This is a genomic window from Micromonospora sp. SH-82 (assembly GCF_051132485.1).
GTDB lineage: Bacteria > Actinomycetota > Actinomycetes > Mycobacteriales > Micromonosporaceae > Micromonospora.
In genome coordinates this window covers 4228818-4242719 of record NZ_CP148049.1, presented here as the reverse complement: position 1 = coordinate 4242719, position 13902 = coordinate 4228818, and the positions used below count along the sequence as shown (strand labels likewise).

Below are 13902 nucleotides of genomic sequence, written 5' to 3'. Positions count from 1 at the left end.
GCGTGGGCGCGCGACTTCGTGCTATGCAGCAGCGCCGCTAGCACAGTCAGCATCAGCGGCTCGGGATGGTCGCGCAGGTGCGATGGGGATTCGACCATAGGCCGGGCGCGCCGGCCAGCGAGGACCTGCGGGCGATGTCGGCGAACAGATCGCTGGGCAGCCCGATCGCTCGGGTGGCGCGCAGCTTGCGGATCTCGGTGAGCATGGACTCCAGGCTCACGTTGCCCGGCACCGATTTGATCAGCACCAGTACCGACTCCTCGCCAGCGTCGTCATCCGCGACCAGGGCCCGCTGCCGGCCGGCTACGTCGGCCGGCAGCCTGGCCGTGACCCGGTCGGTCAGCGTCTCTCGCCCTGGTGCAGGGCCGAGCGCACGATCCGGTCGATCCGGCCGGTGGTTCGACCCGCTCGGCCCTGGTCCGCGACAGCATCTCGTCGCGGACCAACTCCGGGCGCCGCTCGGCCTCGCAGACCGCGGCGGCCAGCCACCGGGTCAGCTTCTCGGCGTCGGCCACCGTGCACTCGCGGAAGCCGAGATGGGCCCGGATCTGAGCCCCGGTGGTACGCGATCGTCGAGCCCGTCCACTCATAGAGGCCGAGGTCGCCCGGCTCGACATCAACCTGGCAGGCCACGAACTCCCACCGCCTCGCCCGGCAGCTCGCCGCGGCCGCGAGGGAACCGGCCAGCCCGCGTGTAGAACTTCAACCACAGCGCGAACCCGAGCCGGGTCGGCCCGCGTTTGCCCGCGATCAGCTGCCGCTCGTCGTTCAACAGCGTCCAGTGCTCGACCAACTCGTCGAGATCCAGCGATCGCGCCATAGCCCGAGATGATGGCGTACCCCACCTCGAACTCAGCGGCCGGGCTCGACACGCTCGCGGTCATCGCGCTGACCGGCCGATCACGCTCGTTTGGACCTGGTGACACGTTTCTTACCGGCGCCCCAAGTCCCGGTGCGCGACGCTGGGGGGGGCGCAGACAGGGCGGCGTCGGGTCTCGACCGCGTTTCAATCGGCCTGCGGCCCCGCGCTGGATCTCGTCCCAGTAGCGGGCGTAGCGTCAAACAGTCCCGTCCGGCGTCAACTGCCGCGGTGGTCGGCGCGGGCCTGGGTGACGATGGCAGCCTGGCGTTCCCGCCAGCGTCGTTGCGCGTCCCGGTTGCAGGCCCGGCAGGTACGCCGGTACCGCCCGGTGCCCTCGTCGACCTCGCGCTGGTGTCCGTTGCGACAGGTGGGGTGTTGGATCCGGCTGCGGCAGTTCTCGGCGTGGGTGACCTGGCGCAGGTGGGTGGGCTCGATGCAGTCCTTGCGGTTGCAGAGGTGGTCGACTTCCAGCCCGGGGTCGTAGTCGCCCACGAAGACCGCGTAGGCGGCGATGTGCGCCCAGGCCCGGCCGGCGACCTTCTGGTAGATGCCACGTTGGGTGCCGTATCCCCGCACGATCAGGCAGCCGTCGTCCTGTCGGACCGACCGGTCCAGGAGGTGGGCGCGGAGGCTGTCCGGAGTGAAATTGCGTGACAGGCCGTTCACCTTCGACAGCATGGCGTCACTGTAATGGGGTGGCCCCGGGAGCGGGGTCCCGGGGCCGTCGAAGGGGGTGCGGTCAGCGGGTCAGTGTCCGACCGGCGAGCCCGGAGGTCGTCCGGGACTGGCCGGACCCGGCGGCGGTCGACGCCACAGGCTGGTATCGCTCGCCGGTGGGTTCGAGGGAGGAGGTGTGCGGGCTACGCGACCGTGCGGCCTCCACCTCGGGAGGTGTCCTCGTTCCGTTGGCCTGGGGGGCCTGCTGCCCCCGGTTCCAGAACTGTGCCATCGCCTCCAACGAGTATCCGGTCTGGGTGAAGGCTCCTGTAGGGGTGCGGGCCGGGTCGGCGGGGCGGTCGACCGGATTCGTGTCGGCGCCTCTGCGATCGCCGTTGGGTTGGTCGCCGGCGGCGGGCGGGAAGGTGGGACCTGGCATGTCGATCTTCCTTTCGGTGGATGACCTCCACCCTCCACGGTGGAGATCAACGAATTGTGAATCGACGATGACCCACTGTGTGGTGCGGCGCGGATCACGTGCAGCGACATGCGAGACGCTGTCTCTCTTGACGCGTACCGGCTGGTCAACTAGGGTGAGGCGATCACCGATGACCGCAGGAGAACGCCATGATCCGAGTTCCGCAAGGCTCAGGATTGCTGGTGCGCGGTTACGAGGAGCCGCTGCGGGTACACCCGCCGCGTGAGGGCATGCGCCCCGGGACCGCCGCCGGGGACCCGCAGACCCCGTTCTGATCGAGGGGTGCCGTCAGGACCCGTTCGCGGGCGACGGCGACTGTCGTGAACACCCGGTGGCCGATTACGTCCGTCACCGGGACCGACCCGACCGACTCGTCAGTATCGACACCTCGGAGCGCATCACCATGACCACTGCAATCGACCTCGCCCCCATCTCCGGCCCGTCCGCCTGGCGCGGCGACGAGCTGAGCACCTCCACCGAGTGGATCTACGAGCTCAGCGACGCGGAGCGGACCGAGCTGGAGACGCTCGGCCGCCGGTTCGTCGCCGACGACCCCGACCTGCGGACCGTGACCGCCGCCGACTACCCGTTGGACGCCTGCGTGGGGCTCAACGAGGAGTGCGCCCGCCAGATGGACGCCGGGCGCGGCTTCATCCTGGTCCGCGGTCTGCGGACCGAGGAGTACGGCGACACCCTCGCGGGTGCGATCTTCTACCTGATGGGGCTGCACCTGGGCGTGCCCATGGGGCAGAACCAGATGGGTGACGTGCTCGACCACGTCATCGCCACCTCGAACAAGACCCTGGACGACCCGTCGGCGCTGCCGTCGCGCGTGCGGGACCGGCTGCCGTTCCACTCCGACAGCTCCGACGTGGTGGCGCTGATGTGCCTGCGCGCGGCCAAGGACGGTGGGGCGAGCAGCCTGGTCAGCGGCACCACGATCTACAACGAGATCCTGCGTCGCCGTCCGGACCTGGCGCCGCTGCTGTTCGAGCCGTGGCACTGGGACTGGTACAAGCAGGACCACGACGCCCCGGCCAAGACGTACACCTCGCCGATCTGCAGCTACGTCGACGGGATCTTCAGCACCTACGCCGGTACCTCGATGATCTTCTCGGCGCAGGACTACCCGGAGGTTCCCCGCCTCACCGAGGCGCAGATCGAGCTGCTGCACCTCTACGACGAGGTGTCCCAGGCCCCCGGCCTGGCGCTGGACATGAACTTCCAGCCGGGTGACGTGCAGTGGCTGCTCAACTACGCCGCCCTGCACTCGCGGACCGGGTACGTGGACTTCCCGGAGCCGGAGCGTCGTCGGCACCTGCTGCGGCTGTGGCTCAAGCGGGACGTGGGTCGGCCCCTGGTGGACGGGTTCGGCAAGAACGTGGTGACCGACCGCAGCGCCGAGGTCACGGTCTCCGGTGGCCGGTTCCGGATCGCCGACGCCGCCGAGCCCAACTTCGAGTGGGGCAACTGACCTCACGTGATGTCGTCTACGGGCGGCTCGCCGGCGCCCCACCGTCGTGGCGCCGGCGAGCCGCCCGTAGCGCGTCAGTAGGTGAACGTCCAGAGGAACCACATGTTGTTGGCGCTGGCGCGCTGTTCGCAGTACCACCAGTCCCAGAGGTCGTTCTGGACTCCTTCGGCGCCGTAGGAGCGGCAGAAGTCGCCGCTGTGGTAGACGCCGCGCAGTGTTCCGCCCGGTGGGTCGGCCTGCGCGGGCGTCGCGCCGGCGATCAGCGAGGTCAGCACCATGGTCAGCGCCACTGCCGGCGCGGCGGTCCTCGGTCTGCGCATCGGATCTCCCCTGCTCTCATCCCCGTCGACCACCCGGTCGACACATCGATGATTGTGCATCGAATGATGGTGTGGGGGCAGCGGGCCGTACGGGTGGTCCGTCGTCCTGCTCTCGGCCGACGAGCGGGTGGACGACCGCATCCGGTGGACGACAGAATCCGGGGCCGCGCTGTGACAGCGCGGCCCCGGATTCGTCGAGGGGTTACAGGTCCAGGACCAGCCGTTGCGACGTGCACCGGCCGACGCAGACCATCATGCTGCGTCCGGCGGCCTTCTCCTCGTCGGTGAGCAGCGAGTCGCGGTGTTCGGGGGTGCCGGCGAGGACCCGGGTCTCGCAGGCCCCGCAGTAACCCTTCTCGCAGTCGTAGGTCAGTCCGGGCAGCGCGTCGCGCAGCACCTCGATCAGCCGTCGGTCGCGGGGGACCTGCAGGGTCGCGCCGGTCCGGGCCAGGTGCACCTCGAAGGCGGTGTTGGCCGCCGGGTCGAAGGGCACCTCCAGGTCGTCGCCGGCGGTGAAGCGTTCCACGTGCAGCTGACCGGCGCGGTCGGCGGCGGCGCTGGCCCGCTCGACCGCCTCGATCATCACGCCCGGTCCGCAGCAGTAGACGGCGGTGTCCGGGCCGGTGGCGCCGATCAGGGCGGTCAGGTCCGGCAGCCCGGCCTCGTCCTGCGGTAGCAGGGTGGCCCGGTCACCGGCGAGGGCGAGGATCTCGTCGGCGAAGGCCATCGAGGAGCGGGTGCGTCCGCCGTACACCACCCGGTAGGGCACCTGTCGACGGGTGGCCTCCCGGACCATGGCCAGGATCGGGGTGACGCCGATGCCCCCGGCGAGGAACAGGTACTCGGGGGCGTCGACGAGCGGGAAGTGGTTGCGGGGGCCGCGCACGGTCAGGGTGGCGCCGGTGCGGGCCACCTCGTGCAGTTCGACCGAGCCGCCCCGGCCGGCGGGCTCCCGGAGCACCCCGATGCGGTAGCGGCCGTCGTCGTCGGGGTCGCCGCACAGGGAGTACTGCCGGATGCGGCCCGACGGGAGGCGGACCTCCAGGTGGGCGCCGGGCGCCCAGGAGGGCAACCGGTCGCCGGTGGCGGCGGCGAGGCGGACCTCGACGACGTCGGCGGTGGCCGGGGTGACCGTCTCGACGACCAGGTCGAGGTCTCCGGCGGGGCCGGCGGCGGGTGTGGTGGGGGCGGCGCCGTCGGCGCGGGGGCCGGGGGTGAACACGGCGGGGATGGCGTCCCAGCCGGTCTGGTTGCCGTGGGTGGGGTAACCGACGAGGCCTTCCTCGACGACCCGGTAGTCGGGCAGCCGGGTGAGGATCTGCGTGATCATCTCGCGGAACATCAGCCGCGCCAGGTGGGCTCCGGCGCAGCGGTGGCTACCGATGCCGAAGCTGAGGTGGCGGGCGGCGTCGCGGTCGAGCCGGACCTGCTCGGGGTCGGGGAAGACCGCCGGGTCGTGGTTGGCGGCGACCCAGGGGATGAGGACGCGTTCCCCGGCGGTCACCGGGCAGCCGCCGACCTCGGCGTCGGACCGCGCGGTACGGGCCATCGACTGCGACGGGGCGAAGACCCGCAGGAACTCCTCGGTGGCGTTGTGCAGCAGGTCGGGGGAGTCGATCAGCCGTTGCCGCTGGTCGGGGTTGCGGCTGAGGTGGACCAGGGTGGAGCCGGTCAGGGAGGTGGTGGTGTCGACCCCACCGGCGATGAGCAGTCCGATCACGGAGACGAGTTCGTCGACGCCGAACAGTTCGCCGTCCTCGCGGCGCTGGGCGGCCAGGTAGCTGACCGCGTCGGTGGTCGGCTCTTCGCGGCGTTCCCGGATCAGGTCGCGGATGCGCGAGTCCATGTACGCCAGGCCTTCGGCGCCCCGGCGGGCCCGTTCGCTGCCAGGCAGGGCGGCGAAGATGTCGTGGATCGGTCCGGCGAGCTTGGCCCAGTCGGCCTCGGGGAAGCCGAGCCAGTCGAGGGTGACCGCGGCGGGCAGCGGGTTGGTCAGGTCGCGGACGAAGTCCACCGATCCGGCGGTGACGAAGTCGTCGATCACCCGGGTGGTGTGCCGGGCGATCATCGGGGCGAGGGTGGCGACCGCCTCCGGGGTGAGCAGCGGGTTGATCAGGTCCCGGAAGCCGGTGGAGGCGGGCGGGTCGAGTTCGATCGGGTACTGCTCCAGGCCGGGTCCGCGGGGGATGACGATCGCGGTGCCGTCGCCGCCGGCGGTGCTTCGGGCGGAGGAGAAGGTGTCGTCGTCGCGGGCCACCCGTACCACGTCGGCGTAGCGGGTGGTGTAGACGAACCCGCCGTGGGCGTCGGTGCGCCCGACGGGGCAGCTCTGCCGGTACTGCTGGTAGTAGCCGACGGGGTCGGCGTTGCACTCGGCGGAGTGGTGGTCGAAGCCGTCGGCGACGGGTGCGATGACGTGGTTGTCGGTCATGGGGCGAACTCCACAGCTGCTGGACGCCGCGCGGTGTTTCCCAGCCGCGCCTCTGGGGTGCTCGTACCGAGCGTAATCTCGCTCATATTGCGAGACAATGTTTCGTCTTGAGACAGGGCCGGTCAGAAGGTCAGGACGGCCTTGCCCACCGCACCGGCCCGGACCGCTGCCACCGCCTCGTTGATCTGCTCGAACGGGAAGTGGGTGAGCAGCCTGTCGACCGGGAACCGGCCGGCGGCGTGCAGGTCGATCAGGCGGGGCAGGAACACCTGGGGCAGGCTGTCGCCGCCGATGACGCCGGTGACGGTGCGCCCGTTGAGGATGCTGCGCCAGTCGAAGCTCATCTGCTCGCTGGGTCCGACCCCCACCACTGCGGCGCGGCCCAGCGGACCGAGCGACTCCACTGCGGTACGCAGCACGTCCTCGCGGCCGGTGGTGTCGATGGCGAAGTCGAAGCCGTACGGGGCGATGGCGCGCAGCAGGTCGCGGGGGTCCTCGGTGGCCGAGTGCACCCCGTGGGTGGCGCCGAGGAGGCGGGCGGTGTCGAGCTTGTCGGCGTTGACGTCGACGGCGGCGATGGTGGCGCAGCCGCCCACCTTGGCGGCCATGATCGCCGCGACGCCGACGGCACCGGCGCCGAAGACCACCAGCGAGGAGCCGACCGGTGGGCGCAGCACGTTGAGCACCGCACCCGCCCCGGTGCCGAAGCCGCACCCGAAGGGGGCGACCACCCGCAGGTCGGCCTGCTTGTCGATGGGGACCACGGCGCGGGCCGGGGCGACCACGTGGCTGGCGAAGGAGGACTGGCCGAGGAAGTGTCCGTTGACGGTCTCGCCGTCGCGCGACAGCGCGGAGGTGCCGTCGGGGCGTCGGCCGCTGAAGTTGACGGCGTCGAAGCGGTGGCAGTACGCCGGGTGCCCGCCCAGACAGGTGGGGCAGGAGCCGCAGGAGGCGAAGCTCATCGTCACGTGGTCGCCGACGGCGATGCCGGTGACCCGGTCGCCGACCTGTTCGACGACGCCGCTGCCCTCGTGGCCGAGGACGGCGGGGGTGTTGAAGAAGGTGGCGAACTCGAGGTCGGTGCCGCAGATCCCGACGCTGTCCACTCGGACCAGTACCTCGTCCGGACCGGGGTCGGCGAGGTCGATCTCCTGAAGGGTGAACGGCCCTTTCGCTTGGTCCAGCACCGCTGCCGTGATCCGCACAGACCCTCCCCGGGTAGTTACAAAGCGAGATCGCATCTTGACATGCGAAACAGGGAGGGTCAAGGATGCCACCATGGCTGACCTGGACATTCCCGCTGCCCGCCAGCTGATCGACGGCGCCTGGGTGGCTGCCGTCGACGGGGAAGAACTGCCCGTACTCGACCCGGCGACCCGTGAGAGCATCCAGGCGGTGCCGCGCAGCACGGCGGTCGACGTCGACCGTGCCGTGGCCGCCGCCCGCCGGGCCGCGCCCGCCTGGGCGGCGACCAACCCCAGCGAACGCGGGGCCATCCTGCGTCGCTGGGCCGACCTGATCGCCGCCAACGTCGAGACCCTCGCCGAGTACGAGGCCCGCGACGTCGGCAAACCCCGCTCCGGCGGTCGGCTCAACATGTACATCACGCACGGCATCATCGACTACTTCGCCGGGGCGGCGGACAAGCTCACCGGCGTCACCCTGCCCACCCGGACGCCCGACTACTTCGGCTACACCCGGCCGGAGCCGTACGGGGTGTGCGCGGTGGTCCTGCCGTGGAACGTGCCCGCCGTCCTGACCGCCGCCAACGTGGCCCCCGCCCTGGCGGCCGGCAACACCGTGGTCCTCAAGCCCTCCGAGGTGGCCCCGCTGTCGCCGTTCGCCCTGGCCGAACTGGCCTCCCGGGCCGGGCTCCCGCCGGGCGTGCTCAACGTCGTCACCGGGCTCGGCCCCGAGGCCGGTACCGCCCTGACCGGGCACCCCGGCGTCGACCACATCAGTTTCGTCGGCTCCACCGGCACCGGTCGGGCGGTCATGCGGGCCGCCGCCGAGAACCTCGTACCGGTGAAGCTGGAGTTGGGCGGCAAGTCGCCGAACGTCGTCTTCGCCGACGCCGACCTGGACACCGCGATCCCGGCGATCGTCGCCTCGATCACCGAGAACGCCGGGCAGAACTGCTACGCCGGATCCCGGCTGCTGGTCGAGGAGTCGATCCGGGCCGAGGTGGTCGAGCGGGTGGCCGCCGGGATGGCCGCGATCCGTACCGGCTCCTGGGACCAGGACCTGGACATGGGTCCCCTGGTCAGCCAGGCCCAGTACGAGCGGGTCCGGGGCTTCCTCGCCGAGGCCCCGAGCTACGGGGCCCGGCTGGTCACCGGTGGGGACCCGGCCACCGAACGGCTCGGCGCGGGGTGGTTCGTCGCACCGACCGTCTTCGACCAGGTCGAGTCCGGCATGCGACTGGCCCGGGAGGAGGTCTTCGGTCCGGTCCTGGCCGTCCAGGGCTTCACCGGGGTCACCGAGGCGGTGACGTTGATGAACGAGACCGACTTCGGGCTGCTGTCCTGCATCTGGACCACCGACGTGTCCCGGGCCCTGCGGGTCGCCGGACAGGCGCGCAGCGGGCAGGTGGCGATCAACCAGTTCCACGACGCCGGGGTCATCGGCTTCCCCTTCAACATGCAGAAGGAGAGCGGCTTCAGCCAGGGTGGCGGGTACGCGGCACTGCGCGAGTACACCCAGGAGAAGGCGGTCGCGGTGCGCCTGATCGACCGACCGTCGGCATGACCCGTCCGGGCGGGCCGGCGTCGTCGCGGTCGCGGTTGACCGTCGCGGCCCGGCCGGCCCCGGCCGAGGTGGCCCAACGGCTGACCGACCTCGCCTTCGGCGGGGCCGGTTGGCCCGAACTGCTGGTGGTGCTCGCCGACCGGGCGGCGACGGCCTGCCGACTGGTCTCGCCCACCGGTGACCTGCTGGCCACCAGCGACTCCGCCGGTCAGGGTCAGGGCGTCGACGCCGACGACCTGCACCGGGCACTGACCGCCGAGGCGGGCCCGGCGCGGGTCCGCTGCGCCGACGGGTGGACCGGTCGGGCGGTGCCGGTGGGTTCGGGGCCACGGCGGCTGGGTGTCCTGCTGCTGGCCGAGCCGGTGACCGCCGGGCAGCTGGACCTCGCCCGGTCGGCGGTGACCGCGCTGCTGATCGAGGGGGTCCGCCGGGAGTCGCCGCAGCCCGCTGCGTACGCCGACGCCCCGGCGGTGCTGCGGGCCCTGCGCGGCGGTGACCTGTCGACGCAGGGGGAGGCCGACCTGGTCCGGGCGGCCGGGACGTACGGGTGGCGGTTGGACCAGCCGCACGCCGTCGCCGCCCTGGCCTACACCGGCACCCAGCATCGACGGTGGGGGTCGGCGCTGAACTGGTTGGACCGTCCGGTCCTGGCCGAGGGGGCGCGGGCCTGGACCCTGGTGCAGGGCGACGTCGAGCTGGCGTTGACCCGGTTGCGGACCCGACTGGACCGGATGGTCGGACCGGGGCAGGTCCGGGTGACCAGCGGCCACCCGGTCACCGGGGCGACCGACACCCACGAGTCGTTCCGGGCCGCCGACCGGCTGCTCGACCTGCTCCTCCTCGACGTGGGGGAGCGGCCGGTGGAGCTCCCCTTCGACCAGGCCGGACTGGCGCAGCTGCTGCTGGCCGTGCCGGACGAGCGGCTGCGGTGGTTCGTCCGGCGGCACCTGGGGCCGATCGCGCACCGGGCCGACCTGCTGGCGACCCTGGACTGCTGGTTGGCCACCTCGGGCAGCCGGCAGGCGGTCAGCCAACGCCTGCATCTGCACCGCAACTCGGTGGGCTACCGGGTGGGACTGATCAAACGGCTGCTGGGGGTGGATCCGTTGGATCCGAGCACCGCAGTGGTGCTGCGGGCCGCGCTGGCCGCCCGGGAGCTGCTGGCAGGCGGCTCCGACCCGGTATGAGAGCAGGTCAGAAGGCCTGTAAAGGCACCGGTTTGTAACAGCCCATGGTCAGTTTGGGGCGAGGCGTTGACAGGCCGACCAGCCGCAGGCAAAGTACCTCGCTAAGCAGCCGGAATCACAATGCAAGACGGCATATTGACTGGTAGACCGGCCGGAGGGTGTCATGCGGGCGATGGTTCAGACGGGGTTCGGTGGACCCGAGGTCCTGTCCCTGCGTGACCTGCCCGACCCCGAGCCCGCCGCCGGTGAGGTCGTCGTCGAGGTGCACGCCGCCGCGCTCAACCACCTCGACCTCATCCAGCGCCGCGTCGGCGTCCTGCCCGGGTTCGCCCTGCCGCACGTCGGCGGCATGGACGTCGCCGGCCACGTGGTCGCCGTCGGCACCGACGTGACAACCGTACGCGCAGGTCAGCGAGTCGTCGTCGACCCCACGGTCGGTTGTGGCGGCTGTCCGAGCTGCACCGCCGGACACCCCGGCCACTGCCCGGACCTGCGGGTGGTCGGCGGCAGCCGCCCCGGCGGGTTCGCCGAGTACGTGGCGGTGCCCGCCGCGGTGGTCCACCCGGTTCCCGACCACGTCGACCTGGCCGACGCCGCCGCCCTGCCCACCGCCTGGAGCGTGGCCTGGCAGTCCGTCCACCGGGTGGGGCGGGTCCAGCCCGGCGAGTGGGTGCTGGTCCACGCCGCCGCCAGCGCCGTCAGCATCGCCGCGGTGCAGCTGGCCCACCGGGCCGGTGCCCGGGTCGTCGGCGTGGCCCGCAACGAGGCGAAGCGTGCCCTCGCCGCCGACCTCGGCGCCGAACTGGTCATCGGCCTCGACGCCGACACCGCCCCGACCGTCCGGGAGCACACCGCAGGCGGGGTGGACGTGGTCATCGACCACGTCGGGGCGGCCACCTGGCCCTGCTCGCTGGCGAGTCTGCGTACCGGCGGTCGGCTGGTACTGCTGGGCAACACCAGCGGCGACCGGGTCGAGCTGTCGTTGTCCGAGGTCTACCACCGGGGACTGCAGCTGCTCGGCACCGGCGCGTACGCCCCGGCCGACTTCGCCGCCATGCTGGACAGCTACTTCACCGGCGGGCTGCGGGTGCCCCGGGCCGCCGAGTACCCCCTGGCCGAGCTGCCGCAGGCACACGCCCGCCAGGACGCCGGCGACCTCCTCGGCAAGATCCTCGTGCGGCCGTGACAGCCGTCCCGCCGGGCACCCCGGCCCCCGCCGACCTGCTGATCGTCGACACCGACGTGGTCACCATGGCCCCCGACCGTCAGGTCGTGACCGACGCCGCCATCGCGGTCGTCGGCGGCCGGATCGCCGCCGTCGGCACCACCGACGCCCTGCGCGCCGCCCACCCGGGCAGCCCGGAGCTCGACGCCGCCGGGTGCCTGGTGGTGCCCGGCCTGGTCAACGCCCACCAGCACACCACCGCCGACCCCCTGGTCCGCAGCAGCATCCCCGACGACGTCCCCTCCAAGCAGGCCATCTTCGACTGGATCGTGCCCCTGCACGCCGCCGTCGACGGTGACGACGACGAACTGGCCGCGACGCTGACCGCTGTCGAAGCGCTTACCCGGGGCGTGACCACACTGCTGGAGCCGGGCACCGTCGCCCACCCGCTGCGGGTCGCCGCCGGGCTGCGTACCGCCGGGATCCGGGGGCGGGTCGGGCGCTGGGGATGGGACACCCCCGGGGCGCCGTACGCGGCACCGCCCGCCGAGACCCTCGCCGCGCAGGCCGAGACCGTCGCCGCGCTCGCCGGCGACGACCTGGTCACCGGCTGGATCACCCTGGTCGGCCACGACCTGGCCAGCGACGAGTTGTTCGTCGGCGCGGCCGACCTCGCCGCCCGGTTGGACGTCCCGATGACCCTGCACCTGTCGCCCGGCCCCGACGACGTCGCCGCGTACGCCGCGGCCGGTCGGAACCGGCCGGTGCTGCACCTGCGTGACCTGGGTGTCCTCGGCCCCCGCCTGGTGCTGGGGCACGCGGTCTGGATCGACGAGGCCGAACTGGCCGCGCTGGTCCACAGCGGCACCGCCGTCGCCTCCTGCCCGGGCGCCTACCTGCGACTCGGTCAGGGCTTCACCCGGGCGGGACGGCACACCGAGTTCCTGCGGGCCGGGGGTCGGCTGGCGTTGGGAGCCGACTCGCACAACGCCGGGGACACCCCGGACGTGTGGCGGGCCGCCCGGCTGCTGGCCGGCGTGGACCGTGACCGGGGCGCGGCCGACCCGCTGCGCGCCGACGAGATCTTCGCCCTGGCCACCGTCGACGGCGCGAACGCCGTGGGCCTGGGGCACCTCACCGGCTCGATCGAGGTCGGCAAGGCCGCCGACCTGGTCGTGCTCGACACCCGCACCGTTTCCTGGATCCCCCGCGGTGACCTGCCCACCCAGCTCGTCTGGGGCGCGGCCGGGCACACCGTGCGGGACGTCCTGGTCGACGGCAGGCCGGTGGTCCGGGACCGCCGGATCACCACCGTCGACGTCGATGCCCTCCGCACCGAGGCAACCCAGCGCCGGGCGGCGCTGCTGCGCCGGGCCGGCATCGACATCCCCCACCGCTGGCCCACAGTGCCGGCGACCCAGTACCGCGCGCGCCGGACTCCCCGACCGGCGTGACGCCGTCACCTGAAAGGGACATGACATGACCAAGCGAATTGGACGGGCTCGGGTGGCGTTGGCCGCCACCGCGGCCGTCAGCCTGACCCTGGTCGGCTGTGCCAGCAACGACGCGACCGCCCCGGGCACCTCGTCCGGCGACGGGACCACCACGGTCCTGTCCGGCCAGCCCGACACCAACGGTGACGGCAAGGTCGTCATCGGGGTCCTCAGCCCCGGCGACATCAACGACAACGGCTACTACGAGAGCTTCGTCGTCGGTGCCGAGGCGTTCGCCAAGGAGAAGGGCTGGGAGATCATCAAGCGCGGCAGCGTGCCGCCCACCGAGGCCCTCAACGCCGCCCGGGCCCTGTGTCAGCAGGGCGTGGACATGGTCGCCCTCGGTGCCTCCGAGCTCAAGGACGCCATCCCGGCCTCCGAGGAGCCGGCCTGCGCCAAGACCGCCTGGTACGTGCCGTCGTCGGAGAACATCCCGCAGACCCCCCGGGTGGTCCTGGCCAGCGACGACCCGAACCAGAGCATGCTCGCCGCCGGGTACGCCGCCGGGCTGCTGATGAAGGAGCAGAACGCCACCAAGGCCGGGTTCGTCACCGGCAACGAGGTCGACTTCGCCATCAACGCCGCCAAGGCGTTCAAGGCCGGCATCCGGATGGTCGTGCCCGAGGGTGACCTGACCATCACCTACACCGGTGACTTCGACGACTCGGCCAAGGCCCGCGAGGCCGTGCAGGCGCAGGTGAGCGCGGGCGTCAAGGTCATCTACCCGTACCTGGGTGGGGCCACCGACGCCGCCGCGAAGCTCGCCAACAGCCGCAACGTGCTCACCCTGACCCCGGGCACCGACCGCTGCGACTCGACCGACCCGCGCTTCGACATCTCGGTCATCTTCGACCCGGGCGCGTACTTCGAGGCCGCGCTGACCCAGTTCGCCGACGGCGAGCTGGAGCTGGGCACCAAGAAGACCTGGCAGCTGGGCGTGGACCCGTACCCGACCGTCAAGATCTGCGGTGACAAGCCGGAGCTCGACAAGCAGATGGAGACCTTCGCCGCCGACGTGGCCAGCGGCAAGATCGACACCAACGCGGAAGTCACCCGACTCGGCTCCTGACCCCCGCGAACGACGACC

14 protein-coding genes are annotated in these 13902 nt (G+C 72.1%); 6 read left to right on the top strand and 8 right to left on the bottom strand.

Annotated elements, in window-relative coordinates; all coding sequences use genetic code 11:
* Positions 1 to 52 precede the first annotated feature (52 nt).
* The 5 genes from WHN02_RS18930 to WHN02_RS18910 all read right to left on the bottom strand — a co-directional run bounded on the left by WHN02_RS18930 (position 53) and on the right by WHN02_RS18910 (position 1958).
* Entirely contained in the window at positions 53 to 247 is a 195-nt protein-coding gene (locus WHN02_RS18930; RefSeq protein WP_434740049.1) for a hypothetical protein, read from the bottom strand.
* A 25-nt stretch (positions 248 to 272) separates the two neighbouring features.
* Positions 273 to 590, bottom strand: a complete 318-nt coding sequence (locus WHN02_RS18925; protein ID WP_434740048.1) for a DUF4158 domain-containing protein — start codon at positions 588 to 590, stop codon at positions 273 to 275.
* A 26-nt stretch (positions 591 to 616) separates the two neighbouring features.
* Entirely contained in the window at positions 617 to 820 is a 204-nt protein-coding gene (locus WHN02_RS18920; RefSeq protein ID WP_434740047.1) for a DUF4158 domain-containing protein, read from the bottom strand.
* Between the two features lie 258 nt (positions 821 to 1078).
* Positions 1079 to 1540: an HNH endonuclease gene (locus WHN02_RS18915; protein WP_434740046.1), complete on the bottom strand. Its 462-nt coding sequence runs from the start codon at positions 1538 to 1540 to the stop codon at positions 1079 to 1081.
* A 61-nt stretch (positions 1541 to 1601) separates the two neighbouring features.
* On the bottom strand, positions 1602 to 1958 hold the full coding sequence (locus WHN02_RS18910) for a hypothetical protein (protein ID WP_434740045.1): 357 nt from the start codon (positions 1956 to 1958) through the stop codon (positions 1602 to 1604).
* A 442-nt stretch (positions 1959 to 2400) separates the two neighbouring features.
* Between WHN02_RS18910 and WHN02_RS18905 the strand changes: the two genes are divergently transcribed.
* A complete protein-coding gene (locus WHN02_RS18905) occupies positions 2401 to 3471 on the top strand; it encodes a TauD/TfdA family dioxygenase (protein WP_434740044.1) in 1071 nt (356 codons plus the stop codon).
* Positions 3472 to 3545: 74 nt separating this feature from the next.
* Here the strand turns inward: WHN02_RS18905 and WHN02_RS18900 are convergent, their stop codons facing one another.
* The 3 genes from WHN02_RS18900 to WHN02_RS18890 all read right to left on the bottom strand — a co-directional run bounded on the left by WHN02_RS18900 (position 3546) and on the right by WHN02_RS18890 (position 7427).
* Positions 3546 to 3791, bottom strand: a complete 246-nt coding sequence (locus WHN02_RS18900; protein WP_434740043.1) for a hypothetical protein — start codon at positions 3789 to 3791, stop codon at positions 3546 to 3548.
* A 202-nt stretch (positions 3792 to 3993) separates the two neighbouring features.
* Positions 3994 to 6222 carry a cytochrome P450/oxidoreductase gene (locus tag WHN02_RS18895; protein ID WP_434740042.1) on the bottom strand — a complete coding sequence of 743 codons (2229 nt, stop codon included), beginning with the start codon at positions 6220 to 6222 and terminating at the stop codon, positions 3994 to 3996.
* Positions 6223 to 6344: 122 nt separating this feature from the next.
* Positions 6345 to 7427, bottom strand: coding sequence for an NAD(P)-dependent alcohol dehydrogenase (locus WHN02_RS18890; protein WP_434740041.1), 1083 nt, complete (start codon positions 7425 to 7427; stop codon positions 6345 to 6347).
* 73 nt (positions 7428 to 7500) lie between these two features.
* Between WHN02_RS18890 and WHN02_RS18885 the strand changes: the two genes are divergently transcribed.
* The 5 genes from WHN02_RS18885 to WHN02_RS18865 all read left to right on the top strand — a co-directional run bounded on the left by WHN02_RS18885 (position 7501) and on the right by WHN02_RS18865 (position 13884).
* Positions 7501 to 8970, top strand: a complete 1470-nt coding sequence (locus WHN02_RS18885; RefSeq protein ID WP_434740040.1) for an aldehyde dehydrogenase family protein — start codon at positions 7501 to 7503, stop codon at positions 8968 to 8970.
* The gene (locus WHN02_RS18880) at positions 8967 to 10157 is read left to right on the top strand and encodes a PucR family transcriptional regulator (RefSeq protein WP_434740039.1); all 1191 of its coding nucleotides are present in this window, start codon (positions 8967 to 8969) and stop codon (positions 10155 to 10157) included. Before WHN02_RS18885 ends, WHN02_RS18880 begins: the two co-directional genes overlap by 4 nt.
* 163 nt (positions 10158 to 10320) lie before the next feature.
* Entirely contained in the window at positions 10321 to 11343 is a 1023-nt protein-coding gene (locus tag WHN02_RS18875) for an alcohol dehydrogenase catalytic domain-containing protein (RefSeq protein ID WP_434740038.1), read from the top strand.
* Positions 11340 to 12776: an amidohydrolase family protein gene (locus WHN02_RS18870; RefSeq protein WP_434740037.1), complete on the top strand. Its 1437-nt coding sequence runs from the start codon at positions 11340 to 11342 to the stop codon at positions 12774 to 12776. Before WHN02_RS18875 ends, WHN02_RS18870 begins: the two co-directional genes overlap by 4 nt.
* A gap of 25 nt (positions 12777 to 12801) precedes the next feature.
* Positions 12802 to 13884 carry a BMP family ABC transporter substrate-binding protein gene (locus WHN02_RS18865; protein WP_434740036.1) on the top strand — a complete coding sequence of 361 codons (1083 nt, stop codon included), beginning with the start codon at positions 12802 to 12804 and terminating at the stop codon, positions 13882 to 13884.
* Positions 13885 to 13902 lie beyond the last annotated feature (18 nt).

Coding starts and splice junctions, on each gene's coding strand:
- WHN02_RS18925 (WP_434740048.1), bottom strand. CDS start 590: ATGAGTGGACGGGCTCGACGATCGCGTACCACCGGGGCTCAGATCCGG.
- WHN02_RS18920 (WP_434740047.1), bottom strand. CDS start 820: ATGGCGCGATCGCTGGATCTCGACGAGTTGGTCGAGCACTGGACGCTG.
- WHN02_RS18915 (WP_434740046.1), bottom strand. CDS start 1,540: ATGCTGTCGAAGGTGAACGGCCTGTCACGCAATTTCACTCCGGACAGC.
- WHN02_RS18910 (WP_434740045.1), bottom strand. CDS start 1,958: ATGCCAGGTCCCACCTTCCCGCCCGCCGCCGGCGACCAACCCAACGGC.
- WHN02_RS18905 (WP_434740044.1), top strand. CDS start 2,401: ATGACCACTGCAATCGACCTCGCCCCCATCTCCGGCCCGTCCGCCTGG.
- WHN02_RS18900 (WP_434740043.1), bottom strand. CDS start 3,791: ATGCGCAGACCGAGGACCGCCGCGCCGGCAGTGGCGCTGACCATGGTG.
- WHN02_RS18895 (WP_434740042.1), bottom strand. CDS start 6,222: ATGACCGACAACCACGTCATCGCACCCGTCGCCGACGGCTTCGACCAC.
- WHN02_RS18885 (WP_434740040.1), top strand. CDS start 7,501: ATGGCTGACCTGGACATTCCCGCTGCCCGCCAGCTGATCGACGGCGCC.
- WHN02_RS18880 (WP_434740039.1), top strand. CDS start 8,967: ATGACCCGTCCGGGCGGGCCGGCGTCGTCGCGGTCGCGGTTGACCGTC.
- WHN02_RS18875 (WP_434740038.1), top strand. CDS start 10,321: ATGCGGGCGATGGTTCAGACGGGGTTCGGTGGACCCGAGGTCCTGTCC.
- WHN02_RS18865 (WP_434740036.1), top strand. CDS start 12,802: ATGACCAAGCGAATTGGACGGGCTCGGGTGGCGTTGGCCGCCACCGCG.